24 protein-coding genes are annotated in these 23,751 nt (G+C 44.7%); 10 read left to right on the top strand and 14 right to left on the bottom strand.

Annotation, left to right across the window (positions count from 1 at the left end; translation table 11 throughout):
• The 7 genes from BGI33_RS03620 to yjgA all read right to left on the bottom strand — a co-directional run.
• On the bottom strand, nt 1-326 hold a 326-nt coding region (locus tag BGI33_RS03620), incomplete at its 3' end, for a hypothetical protein (RefSeq protein WP_144235357.1).
• Between the two features lie 307 nt (nt 327-633).
• Nucleotides 634-2,232: a peptide chain release factor 3 gene (locus BGI33_RS03615; RefSeq protein ID WP_100089974.1), complete on the bottom strand. Its 1,599-nt coding sequence runs from the start codon at nt 2,230-2,232 to the stop codon at nt 634-636.
• Between the two features lie 307 nt (nt 2,233-2,539).
• Nucleotides 2,540-3,421, bottom strand: coding sequence for a CAF17-like 4Fe-4S cluster assembly/insertion protein YgfZ (gene ygfZ / locus BGI33_RS03610; RefSeq protein ID WP_100089973.1), 882 nt, complete (start codon nt 3,419-3,421; stop codon nt 2,540-2,542).
• A gap of 118 nt (nt 3,422-3,539) precedes the next feature.
• Nucleotides 3,540-3,824, bottom strand: coding sequence for a helix-turn-helix domain-containing protein (locus BGI33_RS03605; RefSeq protein ID WP_100089972.1), 285 nt, complete (start codon nt 3,822-3,824; stop codon nt 3,540-3,542).
• A gap of 315 nt (nt 3,825-4,139) precedes the next feature.
• Entirely contained in the window at nt 4,140-4,919 is a 780-nt protein-coding gene (gene map, locus BGI33_RS03600; protein WP_100089971.1) for a type I methionyl aminopeptidase, read from the bottom strand.
• Between the two features lie 49 nt (nt 4,920-4,968).
• The gene (gene trpC, locus BGI33_RS03595; protein WP_100089970.1) at nt 4,969-5,757 is read right to left on the bottom strand and encodes an indole-3-glycerol phosphate synthase TrpC; all 789 of its coding nucleotides are present in this window, start codon (nt 5,755-5,757) and stop codon (nt 4,969-4,971) included.
• An 83-nt stretch (nt 5,758-5,840) separates the two neighbouring features.
• A complete protein-coding gene (yjgA, locus tag BGI33_RS03590; RefSeq protein WP_100089969.1) occupies nt 5,841-6,365 on the bottom strand; it encodes a ribosome biogenesis factor YjgA in 525 nt (174 codons plus the stop codon).
• 141 nt (nt 6,366-6,506) lie between these two features.
• Between yjgA and pmbA the strand changes: the two genes are divergently transcribed.
• The 3 genes from pmbA (at nt 6,507) to BGI33_RS03575 (ending at nt 9,725) form a co-directional block, all read left to right on the top strand.
• Entirely contained in the window at nt 6,507-7,838 is a 1,332-nt protein-coding gene (gene pmbA, locus BGI33_RS03585) for a metalloprotease PmbA (protein ID WP_100089975.1), read from the top strand.
• A gap of 87 nt (nt 7,839-7,925) precedes the next feature.
• A complete protein-coding gene (locus BGI33_RS03580) occupies nt 7,926-8,426 on the top strand; it encodes a disulfide bond formation protein B (protein ID WP_100089968.1) in 501 nt (166 codons plus the stop codon).
• Nucleotides 8,427-8,477: 51 nt separating this feature from the next.
• The gene (locus BGI33_RS03575; RefSeq protein ID WP_218965130.1) at nt 8,478-9,725 is read left to right on the top strand and encodes a DUF1615 domain-containing protein; all 1,248 of its coding nucleotides are present in this window, start codon (nt 8,478-8,480) and stop codon (nt 9,723-9,725) included.
• Between the two features lie 57 nt (nt 9,726-9,782).
• On the opposite strand, the gene BGI33_RS03570 is transcribed toward BGI33_RS03575, so the two are convergent.
• The 3 genes from BGI33_RS03570 to BGI33_RS03560 all read right to left on the bottom strand — a co-directional run bounded on the left by BGI33_RS03570 (nt 9,783) and on the right by BGI33_RS03560 (nt 14,132).
• Entirely contained in the window at nt 9,783-11,687 is a 1,905-nt protein-coding gene (locus BGI33_RS03570; RefSeq protein WP_100089966.1) for an ATP-binding cassette domain-containing protein, read from the bottom strand.
• Nucleotides 11,688-11,779: 92 nt separating this feature from the next.
• On the bottom strand, nt 11,780-12,292 hold the full coding sequence (locus BGI33_RS03565) for a type IV pilin protein (RefSeq protein ID WP_100089965.1): 513 nt from the start codon (nt 12,290-12,292) through the stop codon (nt 11,780-11,782).
• Between the two features lie 526 nt (nt 12,293-12,818).
• Nucleotides 12,819-14,132 carry a homoserine dehydrogenase gene (locus BGI33_RS03560; protein WP_100089964.1) on the bottom strand — a complete coding sequence of 438 codons (1,314 nt, stop codon included), beginning with the start codon at nt 14,130-14,132 and terminating at the stop codon, nt 12,819-12,821.
• 143 nt (nt 14,133-14,275) lie between these two features.
• On the opposite strand from BGI33_RS03560, the gene BGI33_RS03555 reads away from it, so the two are divergent.
• Complete coding sequence (locus BGI33_RS03555; RefSeq protein ID WP_100089963.1) at nt 14,276-14,656, top strand: Mth938-like domain-containing protein; 381 nt, start codon at nt 14,276-14,278, stop codon at nt 14,654-14,656.
• Nucleotides 14,657-14,807: 151 nt separating this feature from the next.
• Here BGI33_RS03555 and BGI33_RS03550 read toward each other — a convergent pair whose 3' ends face one another.
• Genes BGI33_RS03550 through rlmB form a run of 3 tightly spaced genes read right to left on the bottom strand, consistent with a single transcriptional unit; the run spans nt 14,808 to nt 17,009 of the window.
• Nucleotides 14,808-15,761 (bottom strand): SPFH domain-containing protein, encoded by a 954-nt coding sequence (locus BGI33_RS03550; protein WP_100089962.1) that lies wholly within the window; start codon nt 15,759-15,761, stop codon nt 14,808-14,810.
• A 2-nt stretch (nt 15,762-15,763) separates the two neighbouring features.
• On the bottom strand, nt 15,764-16,198 hold the full coding sequence (locus tag BGI33_RS03545) for an NfeD family protein (protein ID WP_100089961.1): 435 nt from the start codon (nt 16,196-16,198) through the stop codon (nt 15,764-15,766).
• 55 nt (nt 16,199-16,253) lie between these two features.
• Nucleotides 16,254-17,009: a 23S rRNA (guanosine(2251)-2'-O)-methyltransferase RlmB gene (rlmB, locus tag BGI33_RS03540; RefSeq protein WP_100089960.1), complete on the bottom strand. Its 756-nt coding sequence runs from the start codon at nt 17,007-17,009 to the stop codon at nt 16,254-16,256.
• 393 nt (nt 17,010-17,402) lie between these two features.
• Between rlmB and BGI33_RS03535 the strand changes: the two genes are divergently transcribed.
• The 6 genes from BGI33_RS03535 (at nt 17,403) to BGI33_RS03510 (ending at nt 22,716) form a co-directional block, all read left to right on the top strand.
• Nucleotides 17,403-18,068, top strand: coding sequence for a DUF421 domain-containing protein (locus BGI33_RS03535; RefSeq protein WP_100089959.1), 666 nt, complete (start codon nt 17,403-17,405; stop codon nt 18,066-18,068).
• 130 nt (nt 18,069-18,198) lie between these two features.
• Complete coding sequence (locus BGI33_RS03530; protein ID WP_100089958.1) at nt 18,199-19,002, top strand: squalene/phytoene synthase family protein; 804 nt, start codon at nt 18,199-18,201, stop codon at nt 19,000-19,002.
• Between the two features lie 281 nt (nt 19,003-19,283).
• Nucleotides 19,284-20,282, top strand: coding sequence for an ABC transporter substrate-binding protein (locus BGI33_RS03525; RefSeq protein WP_100089957.1), 999 nt, complete (start codon nt 19,284-19,286; stop codon nt 20,280-20,282).
• Between the two features lie 100 nt (nt 20,283-20,382).
• On the top strand, nt 20,383-21,285 hold the full coding sequence (locus tag BGI33_RS03520) for an ABC transporter permease (RefSeq protein ID WP_100089956.1): 903 nt from the start codon (nt 20,383-20,385) through the stop codon (nt 21,283-21,285).
• On the top strand, nt 21,282-22,076 hold the full coding sequence (locus BGI33_RS03515) for an ABC transporter ATP-binding protein (RefSeq protein ID WP_100089955.1): 795 nt from the start codon (nt 21,282-21,284) through the stop codon (nt 22,074-22,076). The genes BGI33_RS03520 and BGI33_RS03515 overlap by 4 nt, the downstream gene beginning before the upstream one ends.
• A gap of 70 nt (nt 22,077-22,146) precedes the next feature.
• On the top strand, nt 22,147-22,716 hold the full coding sequence (locus BGI33_RS03510) for a pseudouridine synthase (RefSeq protein WP_100089954.1): 570 nt from the start codon (nt 22,147-22,149) through the stop codon (nt 22,714-22,716).
• A gap of 92 nt (nt 22,717-22,808) precedes the next feature.
• Here BGI33_RS03510 and BGI33_RS03505 read toward each other — a convergent pair whose 3' ends face one another.
• On the bottom strand, nt 22,809-23,651 hold the full coding sequence (locus BGI33_RS03505; protein ID WP_100089953.1) for a MetQ/NlpA family ABC transporter substrate-binding protein: 843 nt from the start codon (nt 23,649-23,651) through the stop codon (nt 22,809-22,811).
• Between the last annotated feature and the right edge of the window lie 100 nt (nt 23,652-23,751).

The raw sequence follows: 23,751 nt of genomic DNA, 5'->3' as shown, positions 1-23,751 counted from the left end.
TGTTGTGGTTGTTCGCCGTCATCGGTCAGTTCGATGCTTGGGTCTATTGTGCCCGCGGCGCGAGCTGCCGGTTTGCTGTTGATACGGGTATTGGGTGAGCCGGTGGTGATTTTGCCATCTTCGTTGAGAGGAAAGATGCTACTGACCCAGTCGGCGAGATTAGATACGACATTATCGCCGCCGGTCATGGCCATGACGATGCCTACGACAAGGCTTAATGCCAGTCCGCCGGTGGTTATGGTGCCAAAAACGAGGAAGCCTGCGGCCGCGGTAATGGCGGCGTAGGTGGCGATTTCTACGGCGGCGCCAACGATGTCTGCAAGCATGGAGGTGTGTAAAAGGATGTCTCCCTCGCGGGCAGCCCAGTAGGCTTCTCCCATGCTTATGTCTCCTTTGGTTGATAAACACAGTTTGTTACCAGTTTATTGCTTTAGTATTTCATGGTTTGGTTTAATTTTGTTAAATTAAAATTATTAAATTAGTTTATTTGTTGATTTATATTAATTTGTATTTATTTTTAGGTAATTTTTGTGTTGTATTTTATCAACGGTGTAGATGATTGAGTGCTGGAAATAATAAAAGCAGCTTTCCGGTAAGGGGTTAGCTGCTTTGGTGTGGTTTGAATTGGTGTGCTTATTGGTTAATCTGGGCAGTTAATTCTCGTGTTTCATGGAAACGGATATCTGGCCAGCGTTCTTCGGTAAGCGACAGGTTAACGCGGTTGGGGGCGAGGTAGGTGAGGTTGCCACCGGCATCGGTAGCGAGGTTAAGTACGTTGGCTTTTTCAAATTCGGCCAGTTTTTTCCTGTCGGGACAGGATACCCAGCGTGCTGACCAGATGCTGACAGATTCAAATACGGCATCGACGCCATATTCATTAGCCAGACGGGCTGTGACTACTTCAAACTGCAATACGCCTACGGCGCCAAGTATGAGGTCGCCGCCGTTGTGTGGCCTGAATACCTGTACGGCACCTTCTTCACCCAGCTGCTGTAAACCTTTTTGTAGCTGCTTCATTTTTAGTGGATTTTTAATCCGTACGGCGCGGAATAGCTCAGGGGCAAAAAATGGAATACCGGTGAAGGTGAGACGTTCACCTTCGGTAAAGCTGTCGCCAATCTGGATATTGCCGTGGTTGGGAATACCGATAATGTCGCCGGCAAAGGCTTCTTCGACCAGCTCGCGGGTATGTGACATGAAGGTAACAACGCTGGAAGCTGCAATATCGCGATTCAAGCGTAGATGTTTGATCTTCATGCCACGGGTGAATTCGCCGGAGCATACACGCAAAAATGCAATGCGGTCGCGGTGCTTGGCATCCATATTTGCCTGGATTTTGAATACAAAACCGGAGAATTTGCTTTCGGTGGGCTCGACCACTCGTTCGAGGGTTTCGCGTGGTTGTGGCGCTGGCGCCCAGTCGATCAGGGCATTGAGGATTTCCTGAATGCCGAAATTATTGATGGCTGAACCGAAAAAGACGGGGGTAAGTTCGCCGCGCAGAAAGGCATCTAAATCAAATTCATTTGAGGCCGCCTGTACAAGCTCAATTTCTTCACGCAGTTGTTGTATTTCTATGGGAAAGAGTTCATCCAGACGGGCATTGTTGATGCCTTTGATGACATCAAATTGGTGTGGTAGTTTTTCGCCGCCGGCTTCAAACAGGTAAATTTCATCATTGAGGATGTGGTATACACCTTTGAAGTTTTTGCCCATGCCAATCGGCCAGGTAATCGGGGCGCAGCGGATATGCAGTATATTTTCTACTTCATCAAGTAATTCGAGTGAGTCTCGCACTTCACGGTCGTATTTGTTCATGAAGGTGACTATTGGGGTATCACGCAAGCGGCAGACGTTTAAAAGTTTGATGGTTTGTGCTTCTACGCCTTTGGCTGCATCAATCACCATCAGGGCACTGTCTACTGCGGTAAGTACGCGATAGGTGTCTTCAGAAAAGTCTTCATGGCCGGGGGTGTCGAGCAGGTTGACGACATGCTGGCGATAATCGAACTGCATGACGGACGAGGCTACGGATATGCCGCGCTGTTTTTCGATTTCCATCCAGTCTGAGGTGGCAAATTTTCCGGATTTTTTACCTTTGACGGTACCGGCTGAGAGAATGGCACCGGAAAACAATAATAGTTTTTCGGTGAGGGTGGTTTTACCGGCGTCCGGGTGGGAAATAATCGCAAATGTGCGGCGGCGTGCCGCTTCCTGGGCAATCTGACTCATGATTTTTTGTATTCTGCAAACAATAAAAACAAGACGGCTGTGGCCGTCTTGTAAAGGATATATTGTAGCACAGGTTGATATAAAATCTGTTATTTGTGCGGTTTATGGGCAGAAATAGTGCTTTTGATGGATAGGGTTAAATGGTGGTAAGTCTGCTATGGTTGGCATAAAGCCGGTATTTGAAAATAGCTAGAACGGGGTAATATTTATTTCGTATATGCATTTTCATTTTTGTATTTCATTATTCAATATATTTGCCAGCAGGTGGTATGAAGAAATATCTGCTGGTGGGTGGTTATTTGCTGTTTCAGGTATTTTTGGTAATAGCTGTGGTAAAAAAGCACTTTTTTGTGGCAATGGGATGATTACGACACTTTAATTGAGTTTCAGCAGCGCTGTGTTTGATTACAGCCAGAGCTAAGGTGATTGCTCCTTGTTGTACTTGATTGACAAGCAGGCCGACTTCTTCGTTGTTGCTGTCGTTGATGATATCACCAGCGGAGAGTGCGCTGGTGGTTTCTAGTAGTGCCAGTCCGCGTTTTACCTGGCCACGGTATTGAGCACGGGCAATGATTTCCTGACCTGGATAACAGCCTTTTTTGAAATGGACTGCGCCGATCAGTTGCTGGTTAAGCATTTGTGCTACACAAGTTTCTGTGGTGGCTGCGCTGATCCACGGATTACCACTGTTGATTTGATGTGTCTGCCATGTTTTGCTTGTTTCGGTATTGAATGGAGGTAGCTGGCTGATTTTGCCAATCTGGATAGTGGAGTTATCTGGCAGGGTTATATGCCAGATTTGGTTTGTTTGGGTGGTTGATAAGACATATTGTGGTTGTGCTGGTTCTGCTGATGTAGTTGTAGGGGTTGGTACGCTGACAGCTGCGCCCCATTCAGCCATGCATTCCAGCTTTACTTTGCTGCGCATGATGTAAATCTGTAGTTTTTTTTGTAATGTTTCGCACAGGTCGGCGGCGGCAATCAGGATGATGTCTTCTCCTCTGTTAAGTACCACTATGTTAGCTATTACACGACCTTTGGCTGTGTTGTAGGTTGCCAGACAGGCCTGACCTGCTGGCAGATGGTTTATGTCGTTGGATAGCTGGTTGTGTAGAAATGAGGTGCGGTCTTCGCCGCTTACCCGGATGAGACCAAAAAAAGGCATCAGGGTAGATGCTGTGTGTGTCATGGATAAATCCTGATTAATTTGTTGGGCTTTATTATAAGGCTGAATTTTTAATAAACAAGATAAAAAGCTCCGTCCAGAATCTGGTACGGAGCTTTAGTGAGAAAGCTAATAGAAAGGGTTATTTTCCTTCTGCTTTTGCTTTCAGCTGTTGATACATTTCGGGATGCTCGTTTTTAAGCAGTTCAGCCACTTCCATGTTTGCACGATTGAGTTTGCTCAATTCCAGCTGTTCCACATGTACCAGACGAACCAGTTCGCGAACTGGTTTCGGAATGTTGCGGCCAGCTTCGTAACGGGAACCACCTGATTGAGTGACGCCAACCTGACTCCAGAACTCGATTTGGTTTAGACCAAGTTTTTTACGGATTTCGCGCACATTGTTGATAGGTTTAAAAGCTTTCATATTGTTATACCTTAAAAACAAGTTGTCTATGTGTTAGTAGAATTAATTAATATGATCATTCATAAATATTTAATTATTTTGGTAAGTTTAGTCATTAAAAGTAGTGACTAATGTTAGACCAATATGCATAATTATCTATGGACTTCAATATTATCACAATAGTTTTTACATTCAATACAATATTGCTGCTGGTTTATAAAAATATGGTGTTTCAAAAATAATACAATTTTATTTTAATTAAACTGGGTTAATAGTTATTGTCTTAAATCAGGTTTAATGACGTTTTAATGTAAAGTTTTGTTGTTTTTTGTGGGATTAAGGTTTACCTGTTAGAGGGCTAATGGTGAGAATTTCGTAACCATTTTCGGTGACCAATACTTCGTGTTCCCACTGTGCGGAGAGTTTGTGATCTTTGGTTACGACTGTCCAACCGTCGCTTAAGATACGTAATTGACGTTTACCTTGATTAACCATTGGTTCAATAGTGAATATCATGCCTGGTTGCAATTTTAAGCCGGTATTGCGGCGACCATAATGCAACACTTGTGGTTCTTCATGAAAACCGCGGCCAACGCCATGTCCACAGAATTCCTGTACCATGGAGTATCCGGCATTTTCGGCAACCTGCTGACATGCATAGCCAATGTCTCCCAGAGTGGCACCCGGTTTAACTACTGAGATACCGGCCATCATACTTTCATGGGTAATGTTAATCAGGCGGCGTGCCTGTGGGCTGATTTCCCCGACTGCATACATGCGGCTGGAATCGCCATGAAAACCGTCTTTGATAATGGTGACGTCGATGTTCAGGATGTCGCCATTTTTTAATGGTTTGTCATCGGGAATGCCGTGACAGATAACATGGTTAACGGAAGTGCAGCAGGATTTGGGAAATGGTGGGTTACCATAACCCAATGGTGCAGGATAGCCGCCCTGAACGTTGATGTGGTAATCATGTATCAGTTTGTCGATTTCGTTGGTGGTGATACCTGGCTTGATGAACTGGCCTATATAGTCAAGCGCTTCGGCAGCCAGTCGGCCTGCAACGCGCATTGCAGCAATTTCTTCTGCATTTTTAATAATCACGGCCATGATTTTTCCTTTTACGGTAATTAATTAGGTTTAGATAGGGTGTATAAATGCTTCAGGCATTGACTAGTATACTCAATTCATCAGCAATGTTCTGTTTGCGCATCAGGCTTTCACCGATGAGAAAGGTGTTAACCTGATGTTGTTGCATCATATGAATGTCGTCTGTGGTAAAAATGCCGCTTTCGGTAACGATGGTTTTGCCGGTTAGTGCCGGTAGAAGTTTGATGGTTTGCTGTAAATCCACTTCGAATGTACGCAGATTGCGGTTGTTTATACCCCATAGCGGGGTGCGCATATTGTTGCATTTTTCCAGTTCATCTTCATCGTGAATCTCAAGCAGTACGGTCATGCCCAGTTCGTGGGCAATTGCTTCATATTCATTTAGCTGGGTATGGCTTAGTGCTGCTGCGATAAGCAGTATCGCATCGGCGTTGTGCGCCCGGGACTGATAAATCTGATAGATGTCGATGATGAAATCTTTACGTAATACGGGCAGATTGCAAGCGTTACGGGCTGTATTCAGGTAGGCGAGGCTGCCCTGAAAATAGCTGGTATCGGTAAGGACAGACATGCAGGCGGCACCACCTTGCTGGTAGGCTTGAGCGATGTCTGCTGGTGAGAAGTCGGGGCGAATCAGCCCTTTGGATGGGCTGGCTTTTTTGACTTCGGCAATAATGGCGGCTTTACCCTGATGATGTTTGGTATGGATGGCATCAAGAAAAGGGCGCGTCGGTGCCTGATCGTAAGCCCGTGCTCGAACTTCGGCCAGTGATTCAGCAGTTTTGGCTGCAACCATTTCGTTTTTTTTGGTGGCAATGATTTTATTTAAGATATCGCTCATGGTGTTTATCCAGATTCGGGTGCTGAAATTGACTTAATCAGGCAGGGAAATGGCCATTAATTTCAGAAATATGTTTTGTTGTTTCAGGAAGAGGTATCTTCGCTGATTTCGGTTTTCAGTAATTGGAAAATTGCTCTGAATGCTTTTGGCGGTTTACCGGAAATCTGTTCTTTGCGGGCATTGCGAATCAGAGTGCGCAGATTATTGATGTCGATATGTGGGTGCTGGCTGATGACTTCAGTAAGGCTGCTATCATCGGCAATCAGACGCTGGCGCAGATTTTCCAACCTTTGCAGATAGGCGTTATGTGCGTTGTTTTCACCTTTGAGGCGTGCCAGATAATCGCTGATTGGTGCGGTGTCGGTTTCACGCATCAGGCGGCCAATAAATTGTGCCTGCCGTTTTAGGGCGCTGTTGGAGCTGATTTTTTGATAGCTTAGTACTGCTTGTAATAAATCTTCGGACAGATTCATTTTCTTTAAGGTATCAGCAGAAAGTTTGGTGAGTTCCATGCCCAGTTGTTGCAAATCGTTCATTTGCTTTTTCATCTGGGTTTTGCTTACCCATTCTTTTTCTGCAATGGTTTGGCTATCAAGGTTGCTGTTCATATATTTAGGTGTCACATGTAATCTGAATTTCAAGTGTCTATTTTAGCAAAAAATCCGTATTATTTCAGTTGGCATGTATGTTTCATTGCTGCCAGTGCTTAAAGCAGCATGCTAGAATGCAGGCTTCTTTGCAAGAGGTTAATTATGTTTCATCACAGCGCCGAACAGTTACAACAGTTGAGCCAGCAGGCATTGCAGAAAGCCAGAGAACAGGGGGCAAGTGCGGCTGAAATTGATATCAGTGAATCTGTTGGACAGAATGTTCAAGTGCGCCAGCAGGATGTTGAACATATTGAATATCAGCAGGATAAGTCTCTGGATATTACGGTTTATCTGGGGCAGGCCAAAGGGCGTGCCAGTACTGCTGATTTTAATGACAGGGCAATCGGGGAGGTGGTAACGGCGGCATTGAATATTGCCCGCTATACTGCTCAGGATGATTGTGCCGGTTTGGCCGATGCTGCATTACTGGCAACAGAGCTGGGTGATACAGAAGTGTTTTTTCCCTGGTCTTTATCTGCGGATGAAGCAATTGCAATTGGTAAACGTACAGAACGGGCTGCGCTGGATACGGATGAGCGTATCAGTAATTCCGAAGGTGCTGAGGTGCAGACTGACCATTATCAGTATGTATATGCCAACAGTAATGATTTTTGTGCCTATCAGCGTGGCAGTCGGCACAGTATTTCCTGTAGTGTGGTGGCTGCTGATGCTTCTGGTATGCAGCGTGATTACTGGTATGATCTGGCACGTGATGCGTGCGATCTGGCTACAGCCGAAACGATTGGCCAAACTGCTGCTGCACGTACGGTGCGGCGCCTGAATGGCCAGTCTGTTGCTACTGGTAAATATCCGGTGGTTTTCGATACTACGGTAGCTGGAAGTTTGATTGGCCATCTGGTGGGTGCGCTTAGTGGTGGTGCGCTGTATCGGCAAACCAGTTTTCTGGTAGATAGTCTGGGCAGGCAAATTCTGGCACCATGGGTATCTCTGACTGAAAAGCCGCATGTGAAAAAGGCACTGGCCAGTACTTATTTTGATGCTGAAGGTGTGGCTACCCGTGAACGTACGGTTATTGATGGTGGCCATGTGTCTGGCTATTTTTTAAGCAGTTACAGTGCGCGCAAGTTAGGCATGACGACAACTGGCAATGCCGGTGGGGTGCACAATTTATATCTGAATCATACGCATACTACTCAGGCTGAGCTGTTGAAGACGATGGGCACTGGTTTGCTAGTTACAGAACTAATGGGACAGGGCGTGAATGGAATTACTGGTGATTACTCACGTGGTGCGGCTGGTTTCTGGGTGGAAAATGGGGTAATTGCCTATCCGGTAGAAGGTATTACGATTGCTTCGCGTTTGCAGGATATGTTTATGGCCATGGTTGGTGCGGCAGACGATGCATTAAGACGCAGTACACATAAGGTGGGTTCTATTCTGATTGATAATATGACGGTTGCCGGGGTATAAGCTATGAGTGGCATGGCTTGTTTTGTTGTAGCCAGCCGGTAAGTGGTCAGTGTGCTTTTGGTTGCAGCCAGCTTGAAAGGATTGAAAATGAGCTTTCGTAAGGCATTATGGTGTGTATTTTTTCTGGGTGTGCTTTGTACAGCCGGATCATTTATCGGCCAATATGTTCTGGACATGAATCCCTGTGTGATGTGTATTAAACAACGTATTGCAGTGATTGCGACAACATTACTGGCTCTTTTGTGTGCCTGCTGCCCCAATCGTAGTTGTTTAGAGCGTGTGATTAATGCTGTTGTGGTGAGTGTGGCGCCAGTTGTAGGGCTGTATGTGGCGATATACCAGATATATATTCAGCACCTGCCCTTAGTTGAGCAGCCCTCCTGCGGCGCACCATTGACATTTCTTTATCGTAATGCGCCATTGTTTGACTGGTATGAACCAATTATTCGTGGCTCAGGCAATTGCGGTGAAGTTCAACGTATTCTGTGGGTACCTTTGCCGATATGGAGTGCATTATTTTTTAGCGCTGTATTGCTGTGGGTCTGGGTATGGTTCTGGCGTTGTCGTTGCAAGGATGTTAGGAAATAAGCTGTGTTGGGTATGCTGATGAACTGATTTGCTTGAATGAATGTATATAGTATGAACGCTAAATTTTTACTGAAAGCAGCTGGTCGGATAACATTGGCAGGATTATTGTTGTGGGCTTTAGTTGCCTGTAAGGAGCATGGAAGCTGGTCTGGTGTCGATGAAGATTCGCAGCGTGACAATAGTAAAATATTGTCCCAGTCTGCGCAAATAAGCCAGCTAATACCGGCAAGGGTAGCACAACGTGATGCATGGGCGGCAGATATCAGCCGGATTATGGATGAGCTGAAAATCAGTAAGACACGGGAAAATGTGTGTAGTGTGATTGCTGTGGTGGACCAGGAGTCCAATTTTGTTGCCAATCCAGCTGTTCCTGATTTGGGTAATAAGGCAATTAAAGCGTTTCAGACTGAAGTACCACAAAAATTTATTAAACAGTTTGGTCCGGCATTAGGGCCAGCAGTTTCTCGTTATTTTACCTATGTATTGCTTAATGAGCCGAGCAAGGAAAACAGTTTTCTGGTGCAGATGCGTGCCGTAAAAACTGAACAGCAATTGGATTTGATTTATCGACAGATTTTTGCTTATGTTGCCAAGCAGTTTTATGCCGACTCTATTGCCAATGCCGCGGCCAAATTTATGGGCAAGGATTTGGGGGAAGAAAATAATCCGATTACTACTATTGGTTCGATGCAGGTATCGGTGAAATATGCGCGTCAGCACCAGCGCGACCATGCGTCTGTAAATGAGTTGCGAGATTATATGTATACTCGTGAGGGTGGTTTGTATTATGGTATTCACCGGCTGATGAAATATCCTGCTAACTATGATAATACCCAATATCGTTTTGCAGATTATAATTCAGGTATGTATTCGAGCCGCAATGCTGCTTTTCAGCAGAGTATTAATAAGCTGCTGAATCTGGATATGTCTCTGGATGGAGATTTGCTGCTGTATGATAAGGATGATAATGCTCAGTCTATGCCTAGTCAGACTGAAACAGCACTTAATCAGTTGTTTGCTGATCATGGTATGGCGATGAAATCAGAAGAGATCCGGGCGGATTTATTGCAGGAAAAGCAGGCGGAATTTGAAAATACAACTACGTATCAAAATGTGATTAATTTGTATAAACGCCAGTTTGGTAAAAATCCACCATATGCGATTATGCCGCAGGTGGTAATTAGTGGGCCGAAATTAAGTAAGGATTACAATACTAACTGGTATGCGACTAATGTTACTCGTCGTTATGATACTTGTATGCGGCGTGCTGGTGCTGGCGGACGCTACCATAAAAGATAAATCCGGTTTTGCAAAACAGCTAGTGTAATTAATTCACTAGCTGTTTGTTTATGAGCATCAGTTCTGGAGCTTTTGTTTTGCTTCAAGGCTTTCCCAGCGCTCAAGTTTTTCTAGCAATAGTTCTTCAATTTCAGCAATGCGCGCTTGCCATTCGGCTGCCAGTTTGTAGTCATTTTTGAAAATTTCTGGGTCGGAAAGTTTTTCATTCAACTCAGTTTGTTCAGCTTCCAGCGCAGCAAGCTCATCTGGTAAACTGGCCAGTTCGCGCTGTTCATTATAGGAAAGTTTATCGCTGCGCCGGTTTTTGGTGCGGGTTTTGTCACTGCTGCTGGTGTCTTTGCTTACTGTTGGTGTCGGTGTCTGCAAGCTTTGTTCGCGTTTTCTGGCATCGATGTAATCCTGATAGCCACCGATGTATTCTTTTAACTGGCCATTGCCATTGAATACGATAGATTGGGTAACGACATTATCCAGAAAAGTACGGTCGTGGCTGACCAAAAATACCGTACCGTTGTAATCGCGCAATAATTCTTCCAGTAATTCCTGAGTATCGATATCCAGATCGTTGGTGGGTTCATCAAGTACCAGAATATTGGCCGGACGGGTAAACAGTTTGGCCAATAATAGCCGATTGCGTTCACCTCCCGAAAGTGATTTGACTTCGCTGCGTACTCGAGCCGGAGAGAACAGGAATTCTTCGAGGTAACCGATAACATGTTTGCGCTGGCCACCAATTTCTACATAGTCGTTACCCTGTCCGATAGTATCGAAAACAGTATCGTTTTCATTCAGTGCACTGCGAAATTGGTCAAAATAGGCTACTTCCTGGCGTGAGCCCTGACGAATTTTGCCTAAAGTGGGTTGCAGCTCTCCTAAAATCAATTTTAGAAATGTGGTTTTACCCACCCCGTTTGGCCCGATAAGGCCAATTTTATCGCCACGCTGAATAATGCTGGAGAAGTCGCGCATGATGATATGCTCACCGTAGGAGAAGCTTGCATGTTCGATTTCGGCTATGATTTTACCGCTGGATTCGCCACGATTCAGATTAAAGCTAACTTGCCCCTGAACTTCGCGTCGCGCCGCGCGCTCGCGCCGCAATTGCTCCAGCCGTTTTACTCGCCCCTGATTGCGGGTACGGCGTGCTTCAATACCTTTGCGAATCCATGCTTCTTCCTGAGCATGGAATTTATCAAACAGGCGATTGTGCTCGGCTTCTACTGCCAGTTCTTGTGCCTTTTTCTCGCTGTAGGCACTGAAACTGCCCGGATAACTGCGCAAGTGTCCGCGGTCTAATTCAACTATACGCGTGGCTACGCGGTCCAGAAAACGACGGTCGTGTGTAACAACAATCAAGCTACCAGCGAAATTGCTCAGCAGGTTTTCCATCCACTCAATGGCTTCGATATCCAGATGATTGGTGGGCTCATCCAGTAACAGAATATCGGGTTTCTGTACCCATGCCTGTGCCAGAGCAACTCGTTTTTTCTGTCCGCCGCTGAGATTACCGATAAATTCATTTTCCGGTAGTTTTAATTCGCTCAGGGTCTGTGCTATCAGGGCATCAAATTGCCAGCCATTGCGGCTTTCCAGCTCATTCTGTAGTTCCGTTAAACGGTTCAGGCTGGCTTCATCACTCACATTCTGGCTGATTTCATGATACTCGCGCAGCAGGCTTTGCAGTTCACCCAGCCCCTGGGCTATGGTGTCAAAAATAGTAGCCTGTGGGTCGAAAAAGGACTCCTGCGGCACATATACTACATTTTGATTGTTCTGAATGGTTAATAGACCATCATCCAGCTTTTGTACGCCGGCAAGAATTTTCAGTAGTGTGGATTTACCTGCACCATTACGACCAATAAAGCCGATTTTTTCCCCTGCGTCCATTTGCAGGGATGCTTGATCCAGTAAGGGATGGTGGCCAACTGCAAAGCAGGCGTTATCCAGTGACAGAATACTCATGATTTAACCAGACTAAGTTCGGATATGTGTTATGGAAAGAGCGCGTATTGTAACAGTTTCATTATTAGAATGTTGTTGTGGTCCTGAATTGGCTAGTGATTAAAGATTTGGCAGTTCTGGTCGGTTTGACTGTGGCCGCTGAAAAAATGCTCTTCTTCATCACAACGGCTGGTACTGCTTTGGCAGACAAATACTCTGCCATCCTGATTGAGCTTGAGTATACGAGGTTCGGCTTTGGTGTCTAGTGCTACTGCTTTAAGCGTGTAATGTTCTTCACGGGTATAGCGTGGATTACCCTGAATGCGGAAACAAAAATACTGATTCTGGCTGATGGGTAAGTGTGGCCAGCTATTTTTGTTTTTCTTGTAACTGATGTGCTGCTGGTAGTGTTTGGCCAGATATTGGCTGTTGGTAAGCAAGGCGGCCTGTGCCTGCTGTAGTCTTGCCTGCTGTACCTGCTGGTGGTAATAGGGGTAAGCGATGGCGGTGAGTATCAGGATAACTGCAAGTGTAATTAATAGCTGGGTCAGGCTATATCCCTGGATGTTATGCTGAGCTGAATGTGGTTGATGCTTATCTGGATGATGATGAAATAAGCGTGCCATATTGGGTTGAATATATTTATACTTATGGCATTATATTATATAAAATATATCTATGTAATATATTTTATATAAATAGATTATATTTTGTTTATTAGGGATTTAATTGTTTTGCAGCTTGTTTAACTTTATGTATATGATAGATAATGAATTTTTATAAATTTTCAGTCGGAATAAACGATTGTGCAGCCTGTTTGGTGCGGACTTGAAGATTTTATTAATTTATTGTGTTTTTATACTGTGTTTTTGGAAATCAGGTTGAGTAATTAATTTAAATAAATAGTTATGATTAATTGTTCGCCAAGCTCTGAATGGGTGATGTTGAACACTGTATTTTTGGTGTTTTCTTCAATCATTTAAACTATATAAGTTGATTAGATTATCAGTTTAGGATTTAAGTATACTTATACTATCTGAGATTGCTGACTAATTATATTATTTTGAGCGAAGTTTATCGGCGTATATTAAAACGCAATTAGATACGGGCAATATTGCCCGTATCTAAAATCATCGTTTTTGCAACAAGAGATTAGCGTGGATACAAACTTTCCATTCGAATCATGGTTACTGGTGACAGCACCCGTGGTAATGCCTGAATACGAGCCATAGACTGTTTGATAAAGCGCTCTTTGGTAGAGTGGGTGAGAATAACAATTTCGGCGGATTCTTTGTTGAGAATGCCTTTTTGAATCAATGCCTCGATGGAAATGTTTTCTGCGGCCAGAATATTGGCAATCTCACCTAATACCCCAGGTTCATCGCAGGCGGATACGCGCAGATAATAGCTGCTGATAATTTCATCCATTGGCAGGATAGAAATGTTTTGCAGTGAATTAGTCTGAAAGGCCAGATAAGGAACACGGTAGCTGGCTTCTGCATTCTGTAAACGGGTAACATCGATAATATCAGCCATGACTGCACTGGCAGTAGGGCCGGCACCGGCACCGGCACCATAGTAAAGCGTCTGGCCAATCATATCAGCCTGAACTGATACTGCGTTCATCACGCCTTCTACTTTGGCCAGTAGGCGGCTTTCCGGTATCAGGGTAGGGTGTACACGCAGCTCAATGCCTTCTGAGGTTTTACGGGTGATGCCGAGTAATTTGATGCGATAGCCTAATTCTTCTGCATAGCAGATATCCAGACTTTCCAGATGGCTGATGCCTTCCAGATAACACTGGCTAAAGTTAATCGGTGTACCAAATGCCAGCGCAGAGATAATGCTTAATTTATGGCCGGCATCATGACCCTCGATATCAAAGGTGGGGTCGGCTTCTGCATAGCCCAATGCCTGAGCCTGCTCCAATGCTTCCGCAAAGGTGCTGCCATTGGCACGCATTTCACTCAGAATGAAGTTGCTGGTACCATTGATGATACCGGCAATAGATTCGATGTGGTTGGCGGCCAGCCCCTCGCGCAGTGCTTTGATAATGGGAATACCGCCAGCAACTGCTGCCTCATACATTACCATTACATTGTGCTTTGATGCCTGCTGGAAAATTTCGTTACCGAATTCGGCCAGTAGTTTTTTATTAGCGGTAACGATGTGCTTGCCATTTTTAATTGCCTGTACCACAGCATCCTTGGCAATTGTTGTACCGCCAATCAGTTCTACTACAACGTCAACATCTGGAGCATTGACTACATCGAATACATCATTACTGATGAGGGTGTGATGCCCACATATTTCGCGGGTGCGTTCTATATTACGGCTGGCTGCTCGGGTAATAATCAGCTCACGCCCGAGCCTGCGGGTGATTTCATCTGCATTATTCTGTAACAACTTGACGGTGCCGCCACCAACTGTGCCAACACCCAGCAAACCAATGCGTAGAGGCTGCATTTTTACTCCTTAAATTAGACGAATTTAATTGTATGACTGCTTAATACTTGCAATTTTACGTTAATCTACTATGCTAGCGGAAAACAGCTTTTTTGACTACTACTGCTATATTAGATTATGTGGTTAAGCATAAGGAGTATTTGATGCAGATTGATGAAATCCGTGATAAACAGGGCTTATGGATTGAAGAGTTTGATAATGGTGGAATTACGGTAAATGGCCAGCAATACACTAGGCCTGTGTGTATTACTACAACTGAAGTATTGTCATTGGATAAAGATGGTGCTGAAGCATTAACTATCGAAGATTTTGCCCAAGCTATGCAAGCGCAGCCGGAAGTCATTCTGATTGGCACTGGTAGTAAACATGTGTTTATTCACCCGCGCCTGACGGCGCAACTGGCAGCGAAAGGTATAGGTGTTGAAAGTATGACTACGGCAGCTGCATGTCGTACTTTTATGGTATTGCGCAGCGAAGGCCGTAATGTCTGGGCATGGCTGTGGCCGTTAACTGAAGAATTATAGTATCTGTACTGGATATACAGACAAATCAGGATAACCAGTATTATATTGCTTACTCTGACAGAATAAGCGGTGTTAATTTAATGGTGCTGAAAATATTCAGGCTACCGGTTTGAGTTAACCGGTAGCCTGCTTTTTAGTCACGAATAATTGTTTATTTAGCTGCGGTGCTGTTCTGGCCTTTGATAATGCTCATACCGGCACTAACCAAGCTGCCGATATCGGCTACGTTGGCAGGCATGATCAGGGTATTATTGGTTTTTGCCAGTTTGGCAAAGGCATCAACATACTGTTCAGCTACTTTCAAATTAACTGCTTCTGTACCGCCAGGTTCTTTAACCGCAGCGGCAACCTCACGGATTGCTTCGGCAGTGGCTTGAGCCACCAGACGAAGGGCTTCTGCTTCACCTTCAGCGCGATTGATTTGGGCAACTTTGGCACCTTGAGATTCATTGATGGAGGCCTGTGCTTCACCCTGAGATTTCTGAATTTCGGCTTCGCGCTGACCAGCTGCCAGATTAATCTGCTCCTGTTTAATCCCTTCAGACTGGGCAATACGTGCGCGTTTTTCCCGTTCGGCAGTAATCTGTGCCTGCATCGAACGTAAAATTTCTTGTGGTGGTACTAAATCTTTGATTTCATAGCGCAGAACTTTTACACCCCATGAAACGGCTGCTTCATCCAGTGAAGCAACCACTGTGTGGTTAATGTCATCACGTTCTTCAAAGGTTTTGTCCAGTTCCATGCGGCCAATTACTGAGCGCAGGGTAGTTTGTGCCAGCTGGGTAATGGCTACGACGAAGTTGCTGGAACCATAGGAAGCAAGTTTGGGATCAGTTACCTGAAAATAAATAATGCCATCCACGGTAAGCTGGGTATTATCACGGGTGATACATACCTGGCTGGGTACATCCAGCGGAATTTCTTTTAAGGTATGTTTGTAGGCTACCCGGTCGATAATTGGAATGATAAAGTTCAAACCGGCTACCATGGTGGCATGATAGCGGCCTAAGCGTTCGACAATGTAGACTTCCTGTTGTGGCACAACTTTAAATGCCATGCAGATAAAGACAACGATAGCTGCTAAAAAAAGAAAGGTCAGAATCATGGTTATTCCTGAGAAGTAGTGGAGATTTGCGAAGTGAGATTTAAAATATTGCCGTTGTGACTGATGATTTGGGCGCTGTCACCGGCTTTTGCGGTGGTGGGCTGGGTAAAACGCGCCTGCCATGTGGTGCCACGGTAGTGTACCTGCCATAAGCCATCGGTAAGCGGCTGGGTGAGCACCACAGTCTGACCGTAATCCGGGTCATCACTTGCGTTAGCTCTGTTTTCCCGTGGATGTTTTTTTTGCCACAAACGTACAATGGTGATACCAATAATGGAAAAAACGGTGGCAATTAATGCATTGGTATTGTTGCTGGTTTGCAGTAGCCACTCTGTCAGACCGGCACTCAGTAATGAGGCGCTGATTACCAGTAGATAAAATGTACCGCTGAACATTTCCAACACAAACAGTAGCAGGGCGACAATGCACCAAATCATCTGTATCTCCTTAATTTTCTAATCGTCTAGTACTTATCAGTAATAAGTATTTATTTCAGTTTTTGCCGTTGTTGGCCAGTATTCGCTGCCGGCGGGTTTCGCTCAGCACAATTCCGGTACTTACGGAAACATTTAGGCTTTCAACAGTTCCAAACATGGGAATGGATACCAATGTGTCACACAGGTCACGTGTCAAACGGCGCATACCGCTGCCTTCGGCACCCATTATCCAAGCTACGGCTTCAGGGGCAGTAAAGTGGTATAAATCCTCGCTGCCTTCCATATCGGTGCCAATAATCCAGATACCGCGCTGTTTCAGCTCACGGATGGTGCGCGCCAGATTGGTAACGGTGATATAGGGCACGGTTTCGGCTGCACCACAGGCCACTTTACTTACGGTGGCATTGAGGCCAGCACTTTTGTCTTTAGGGGCGATAACGGCATGTACGCCCATGACATCTGCTACGCGCAGGCAGGCACCCAGATTATGAGGGTCAGTAATGCCATCAAGAATTAGCAGTAATGGTGGTTCATTCAGGTTTTCGAGTACATCCTCTATGTCTACGTGTTGTCTTGATGCATCGATGAAGCCCACTACGCCCTGATGGCGTGCATGTTTGCTCAGGGTGTCGAGGCGTGTCTGATCCGCACTGATGACACGTACATTTTCTGTTTCAGCTTTGCTTAGTACATCCCGCATACGGGCATCGTGTTTACCCTCAAGTACATAAAGCTCAATAATGCTGGCGGGGTTTTGCCATAAACGGGCGTTAACTGCATGAAAACCGATGATGAGACGCTGATTTGACATAGATGTTTAATTCAATATGTAAAGAATTTAATTATAGCGGAAATCGGTGTATCAATCTGGTTATACCTAGTATGTAATTTTATTTATATGGCAAAGCGTTGTCTATAACTTTTATTTACTTTTTATGTTAATAGAAAAGTTTAGTTTATCTTATTGTAATGAAATGTGTAATGTGGCTAGAAAGTTCATTTCTTTATGCGAATTTAGAAATTTTTGGTAAAAAATTTATTTTTATCAAATGGTTGAAATACTATTGGATCAGGTTGGTGTTTGAAATTTTTATGTTTACACAGTAATCAGTACAGTTGGGAATTATGCTTGTATGAGGGGAAGGAACCTGAGCCAATAGTTGTTGGCCGGGAATTTAACTTTGAAATACAGTTAGGAATTCTTATGGAATACTATTTATGGGTGCTGGCCAAGTTTCTTGTAGGCTTTTTAATTGTGATATTGCATTTGAATTTTACCGGTAAAACCCAGCTGAATCAGATGACGCCAGTTGACTTTATTGGTAATTTTGTACTTGGTGGAATTATAGGTGGCGTTATTTATAATGAGGATATCCCCATTCATCAGTATATTATTGTGCTGTTGATTGGTGTTGGTCTGATTTCACTCTTAAATTGGATCTGTAAACACGTGAGTTTTTTTAGAATGTTTGCCATTGGAGAACCGATTCCGATTATGAAAGACGGGCGCTTTTTGATGGATAATATTCTGCGTAAAAAAAATAAGATTGATATTTTGAATGTGGCTTCGCTATTGCATGCTCAGGGAGTTACTTCTTTTCAGGAAGTTAGTTACGCACAGATAGAACCCAGTGGGTCATTAACAGTACTTACCGACAGGGGCAAATATCCTTCATTGATTTTATTCAAGGATGGTGAAGTTCGTACAACTGAATTACAGCGTATAAACAAAGATGAAAAATGGCTAGAGCAGAAAATGCAGCAGCAACACTTGTCTAAAGATGATTTATTTCTGATTGAATTCTGGGAAGGCAGGCTGAATTTTATTTTGCGTTCGGGTGAGGTAAAAAAAGACACGCTAAAAAATTAAATTTTTGCATGCATATATTGCTGGATAAACAGCTGGAACAGGTTACAATAGTTATTTAAGTTAAAATTAATCTATTGCTGTGCAGCCACTTGAATATTGTTATCAGAAAATCTGCCATAGCAGGAATGCTATGGCTTTTCGTTTTCCTTTTCTTTCCCGTGCACAGCGTCAGGCGCTGGTGGTGTTGTATGCTCTGCAACAGGAGTTGCGGGAGGTAGTACAGGATTGTTCGGAAGCCAATGTAGCGCTGACCACTCTTAACTGGTGGCAACAGCAGATAAGCCAGCTTTATGCGGACAAAGCAATGCAGGAACATCCGCTGATGCAGGCTCTGCAACCGCTAATTGCAGAATATGCTTTGCCGCAGTCTGAGTTGCAGGCGCTGATTAAGGCGCATTGTACGGAGCTAACTCAGGCTAGATTTCAGGATATGAAGCAGTTACGCCAATATGCATGTCAGGCTGGGATGGTACAAGGGCGTTTGGGTAGCAGGGTTTTGGGATTTACTGAGCAGCAAACTTTGGAATTTGCCGAAAAAGCTGGTGAATTATGCCAATCTGTAAAGCTGTTTTCACAAATTGGTGCTGATGCGCGGCAGGGACGGCTTTATATTCCAGTAGCGATGTTGCAGCAATTTAATGTACCAGCTCATCAGATATTAAATGCACATGGTAGTGCAGAATTTATGTCTTTATTAAGTACATGGCTGGTTGAATTGAAAAGACAGTTTAAGTCTATTGTGGCTTTGTTACCGCAGGCAGACAAATATCGGCAGCGTAGCAGTCTGGCGATGCTGGCAATCTCTTCTGCGCTGCTTGAGGAAATTGAGCAAGATGGGCTGGCAAATGTTTTACAGTATCAATTAATTGTGCCGCGTCCGCGTCAGCAGCGGCTGTTCTGGAAAACCTGGCTATGTGGTTTCCGGCCGGTATAGCCGGCTGGTTGAAACTAGGCAAATACTCTTTGCAAAGAAAAGTCAGATATGGCATGGTTTGCTAGTTATGAGCATTATTTTTGTGATTTAAGCTATTATTTGGTATTTTATTGCTTATAAAAATAAAGTATGGAATTTTTATTTCGGTATAAAGCAGTTTGCTTAAGTAATTTTGATTACGCATTCAGGCTGGATTTTTTGTATAATTTGCACCATCATCTGCTTGTAAGCAATTTTATTACTCAATTGCTTCTGAATAACCTTGTGCTAAGGAACCCAATATGCTCGGATCGAAAAAAAAATTACTGATTCTGGGTTTGGCTGCTGCCTGTTTGCTTACAGCCTGTTCGCCGTCCGAACAGGGCGGCAAGGCCAGTGATAATAGTATGAAGAAAGTAGCCATCACTGCGATTGTAGAGCATCCGGCACTGGATGCTGTGCGTCAGGGTGTGATAGATGAACTGCGTGCCGAAGGCTATGAACAGGGCAAGAATCTGCGGATTGATTTTCAGAGTGCACAGGGTAATACAGCTACAGCCAGCCAGATTGCCAAAAAATTTGCTGGTAGTAATCCGGATGTGATTGTGGCTATTGGTACACCAAGTGCGCAGTCTGTAGTGGCGGCAACACGCAAGATACCGGTAGTATTTGCTGCGATAACCGATCCGGTAGCAGCCAAACTGGTGGCAAACTGGGAGCCGAGTAAAACCAATGTAACTGGTGTGTCTGATGAACTGCCGTTGCAGCCGCAGATTGATTTGATGAAACAGGTGGTACCTAATCTGAAAACTGTTGGCTATGTGTATAGTCCGGGTGAAGTGAATTCCACTGTGGTGCTGGGACAATTGCAAACTTTACTGGCCAAAGATGGTATTACGGTTGCGGCAGCTCCGGCACAACGCACTACTGATGTGCCTATGGCCACAAAAAGCCTGCAAGGTAAGGCAAACCTGATTTATACCTCACTGGACAATAATGTGGTTTCTGCCTATGAATCCATGTACAAGGTTGCCAAAAATATGAAAATGCCGCTGGTTGCTTCCGATACTGGTTCGGTGAAACGTGGTGCTGCTGTGGCACTGGGCGTTAATTATCATGAGCTTGGTGTGACTACGGGAAAGATTGTGGGTCGGATTCTTAAGGGTGAACAGGCTGGCAGTATTGCGCCGCAGCGGGTGTCTGCCGAACAGCTGGATTTGATGGTAAGTAAATCCAATGCCGCGGAACAGGGTATTACCTTACCGCCAGAGCTACTTAAACAGGCTAAAGTAATCGATTAGAATAACCGGTCTTCGTGCTGAATACCGTGACATCGGCAGGCTGATTCTGGCTTTGCCGATGTTGTTTTTATTTTTAACTACAATTTATTAATTGGATAATATGTCTTCTATAGCTTTATTTGGTGCTTTAGAAAGCGGGCTGATATATGCCCTTGTTGCTCTGGGTGTGCTGATTTCATTTCGAATTCTGGATTTTCCCGATTTGACTGCTGATGGCAGCTTTCCGCTAGGTGGCGCTGTGTTTGCCGTGTGCGTGACTCATGGTGTTAATCCGTGGCTGGCGACGGCACTTGGTGGTGCAGCCGGTGCCTGTGCAGGTTTGGTGACAGCATGGCTGCATGTTTCTTTGAAAATCATGCAGCTTTTAGCCAGCATTCTGGTTATGGTGGCTTTATATTCGGTGAACCTGCGTATTATGGGGGCGCCTAATCTGCCTCTGCTGGATCAGCCCAGTGTGTTCACACCGTTTTACAATGCTGATATCAGTAATCAGTATTGGGTACAGCCACTGGTGATATTCGGTTTTGTTTTGGTTGCCAAATTGTTTCTGGACTGGTTTTTTGCCACTGAAATAGGTCTGTCAATGCGTGCCACTGGGGTAAATGCACGAATGGCGCGTGCACAGGGCGTGAATACTTCGCGCATTTTGTTGCTGGGCATGGCAATGTCCAATGCATTTATTGCTCTGGCTGGTGCTCTATTTGTGCAGACGCAGGGCGGCGCTGATATTTCCATTGGTATCGGCACAATTGTTGTTGGTCTGGCGGCGGTAATTATCGGTGAAACGCTAATTCCGGGTAAGCGTTTTTTGGTGATTACGCTGGCCGTGATTGTGGGCGCAGTGCTGTATCGTGCGTTTATTGCGCTGGCATTAGGCAGCGATACGCTGCAACATATCGGTTTTGGCCCGCAGGATTTGAATCTGGTAACGGCCATTCTGGTGGTACTGGCCTTGCGTTTGCCAGCAATCAAAAGTTATTTTAAAAGGAAATTAAAAGCATGATGCGCGCAGATGATTTACGCCTGACATTCAATGCAGGAACGCCTATTGAAAATCCTGCTTTGCGTGGCATGAGTTTGAGTATTGCTGAAGGCGAGTTTGTTACGGTTATCGGCAGTAATGGTGCTGGCAAGTCTACTTTCCTTAATGCTATCAGTGGTGATATTCTGGTGGATTCTGGCAGTATTACCATTAATAATAAAGATGTGACCAATGAGCCGGCCTATAAACGTGCGCCGTTGGTGGCTCGGGTGTTTCAGGATCCGCTGGCCGGTACCTGTGAAGCGCTAACCATAGAAGAAAATATGGCTTTAGCACTCAGGCGCGGAAACGGACGTGGTTTACGTGCTGCAATTAAGCGCCAGTATCGTGAACTGTTTCGGGAAAAACTGGCCATGCTCAATCTGGGACTGGAAAATCGTCTAAGCGACCGGATTGGCCTGCTTTCCGGTGGCCAGCGGCAGGCGGTTAGCCTGCTAATGGCTTCATTGCAGGATTCCAAAATTTTGTTGCTGGACGAACATACTGCTGCTCTTGACCCGAAAACAGCCGCTTTTGTGCTCGAACTGACTGACCGTATTGTGCGCGAAAACAATCTGACTGCGATGATGGTAACTCATTCGATGCAGCAGGCTCTGGATCATGGCTCGCGCACTGTTATGCTGCATCAGGGGCAGGTGGTGTTGGATGTTGCCGGCGATAAGCGTGCCGGTATGAGTGTCACTGATTTGTTAAAAATGTTTGAGCATACTCAGGGTGAAAAAGTAACTGATGATGCTTTATTGCTGAGTTAAGTCTCTGTATTGTTGTTTAACAGGCTGTCAAAAGTATTTTTGGCAGCCTGATTTGCTGATTGGATAAATAATGTCCGTGCCGGAATTGATTGTACTGAATAAGCCATATGGGGTGATTTGTCAGTTTAGTGCCCATGAAAAATATCCTACCTTAAAGCAATATGTGCCTTTACCGGATATTTATCCTGCTGGCCGGTTGGATACGGATAGTGAGGGGTTATTATTGTTGACTGTAAACGGACGTTTGCAGGCAAAAATTGCCCATCCAAAATATAAGCTGGTGAAAACTTACTGGGCACAGGTAGAGGGTAAGCCCGATGCGGAACGCCTGCAGCAACTGGGACAGGGCGTGGATTTAGGAGATTTTGTGACAGCTCCGGCACAGGTGAGTGTGGTGAGTACGGCTGATAGTGCCCGCCTGTGGCCACGGGTGCCGCCAATCCGTGAACGCAAGACGGTAGCAGATTTCTGGCTGCAAATTCGTATCAGTGAAGGTAAAAATCGGCAGGTGCGGCGCATGTGTGCCAGAGTAGGCTGGCCATGTTTGCGTCTGGTACGGGTTGGTATCGGGCGGTTAAATGTTTTTTCTCTGCACCTGCCTTTGGGACAGTGGCAGGCGGTTAGCCCGCGCGATTTGTAATGAATTACCGGTATTCTTTCCAGATGTAAAAATATAACCCTTAGGCCTTTGGGCATAAGGGTTATTTATATTGATTAGTAATGCATGGTTAATCAGAATGCGGGAATAATTGCACCCTGATATTTTTCTTCAATAAATTTTTTCACTTCAGGCGAGGTCATGGCCTGTTTCAGTTTTTGAATTGCTGCGCGGTTTTCATCACCGGTGCGGACAACCAGCATGTTTGCATATGGAGAATCTTTTTCTTCAATGAACAAAGCATCTTTAGTCGGTACCAGTTTGGCTTCCATGGCAAAATTGGTATTAATTACGGCTAAGGTGGCATCATTCAAAGTACGTGGTAACTGCGGTGCGTCCATTGGGGTAATTTTCAGGTGTTTCGGGTTGTCTACAATATCGCGTACAGTAGCACTGATACCTGCATCAGCTTTAAGTTTGATTAAGCCAGCTTTTTGCAGTAATAACAAGGCACGACCGCCATTAGAGGCATCATTTGGAATGGTTACCAGACCGCCGTCAGGAGTTTCGTTGAGTGATTTAACCTTTTTAGAGTAAACACCCATTGGTTCCACATGGATGTTAACAACAGGTGTTAACTGCATTTTATGTTTTTGCACGAAATCGTCTAGATAGGGTTTGTGCTGGGTAAAGTTGGCATCAACATCTTTTTCAGCCAAAGCGATATTCGGACGCACGTAATCTGTCATTTGTACAATCTGTAAATCGATACCTTCTTTTTGCAGCAATGGTTTGGCTACCTGAAGAATTTCAGCATGAGGTACTGGTGAGGCTGCCACTTTAAGTACGGTTTCGCTGGTAGCAGCTGATGCGCTGCTGGTATTGGCTGACGATGCAGCTTCATTTTTCTGGCTGCATGCAGTGAGTACTGTACCGATTGCAGCCACAGACAGTAATGCAAATAACAATTTTTTCATATTTAACCTTGATTAAGATAAACGATAAAACATACTGTTTAACATTAACACAAAATGCATGTTGCTTGTATTTTTTACATATGAGTATAGCTTGGTTAAT

This window comes from Snodgrassella alvi (assembly GCF_002777425.1).
In the GTDB taxonomy this organism is placed as follows: Bacteria; Pseudomonadota; Gammaproteobacteria; order Burkholderiales; family Neisseriaceae; genus Snodgrassella; species Snodgrassella alvi_B.
The sequence above is the reverse complement of the archived record's forward strand: the minus strand, read 5'-3'. Positions and strand labels throughout refer to the sequence as shown.

Coding starts and splice junctions, on each gene's coding strand:
- BGI33_RS03615 (WP_100089974.1), bottom strand. CDS start 2,232: ATGAGTCAGATTGCCCAGGAAGCGGCACGCCGCCGCACATTTGCGATT.
- ygfZ (WP_100089973.1), bottom strand. CDS start 3,421: ATGACACACACAGCATCTACCCTGATGCCTTTTTTTGGTCTCATCCGG.
- BGI33_RS03605 (WP_100089972.1), bottom strand. CDS start 3,824: ATGAAAGCTTTTAAACCTATCAACAATGTGCGCGAAATCCGTAAAAAA.
- trpC (WP_100089970.1), bottom strand. CDS start 5,757: ATGAGCGATATCTTAAATAAAATCATTGCCACCAAAAAAAACGAAATG.
- yjgA (WP_100089969.1), bottom strand. CDS start 6,365: ATGAACAGCAACCTTGATAGCCAAACCATTGCAGAAAAAGAATGGGTA.
- BGI33_RS03580 (WP_100089968.1), top strand. CDS start 7,926: ATGAGCTTTCGTAAGGCATTATGGTGTGTATTTTTTCTGGGTGTGCTT.
- BGI33_RS03575 (WP_218965130.1), top strand. CDS start 8,478: ATGAACGCTAAATTTTTACTGAAAGCAGCTGGTCGGATAACATTGGCA.
- BGI33_RS03570 (WP_100089966.1), bottom strand. CDS start 11,687: ATGAGTATTCTGTCACTGGATAACGCCTGCTTTGCAGTTGGCCACCAT.
- BGI33_RS03565 (WP_100089965.1), bottom strand. CDS start 12,292: ATGGCACGCTTATTTCATCATCATCCAGATAAGCATCAACCACATTCA.
- BGI33_RS03560 (WP_100089964.1), bottom strand. CDS start 14,132: ATGCAGCCTCTACGCATTGGTTTGCTGGGTGTTGGCACAGTTGGTGGC.
- BGI33_RS03555 (WP_100089963.1), top strand. CDS start 14,276: ATGCAGATTGATGAAATCCGTGATAAACAGGGCTTATGGATTGAAGAG.
- BGI33_RS03550 (WP_100089962.1), bottom strand. CDS start 15,761: ATGATTCTGACCTTTCTTTTTTTAGCAGCTATCGTTGTCTTTATCTGC.
- BGI33_RS03545 (WP_100089961.1), bottom strand. CDS start 16,198: ATGATTTGGTGCATTGTCGCCCTGCTACTGTTTGTGTTGGAAATGTTC.
- rlmB (WP_100089960.1), bottom strand. CDS start 17,009: ATGTCAAATCAGCGTCTCATCATCGGTTTTCATGCAGTTAACGCCCGT.
- BGI33_RS03535 (WP_100089959.1), top strand. CDS start 17,403: ATGGAATACTATTTATGGGTGCTGGCCAAGTTTCTTGTAGGCTTTTTA.
- BGI33_RS03530 (WP_100089958.1), top strand. CDS start 18,199: ATGGCTTTTCGTTTTCCTTTTCTTTCCCGTGCACAGCGTCAGGCGCTG.
- BGI33_RS03525 (WP_100089957.1), top strand. CDS start 19,284: ATGCTCGGATCGAAAAAAAAATTACTGATTCTGGGTTTGGCTGCTGCC.
- BGI33_RS03520 (WP_100089956.1), top strand. CDS start 20,383: ATGTCTTCTATAGCTTTATTTGGTGCTTTAGAAAGCGGGCTGATATAT.
- BGI33_RS03515 (WP_100089955.1), top strand. CDS start 21,282: ATGATGCGCGCAGATGATTTACGCCTGACATTCAATGCAGGAACGCCT.
- BGI33_RS03510 (WP_100089954.1), top strand. CDS start 22,147: ATGTCCGTGCCGGAATTGATTGTACTGAATAAGCCATATGGGGTGATT.
- BGI33_RS03505 (WP_100089953.1), bottom strand. CDS start 23,651: ATGAAAAAATTGTTATTTGCATTACTGTCTGTGGCTGCAATCGGTACA.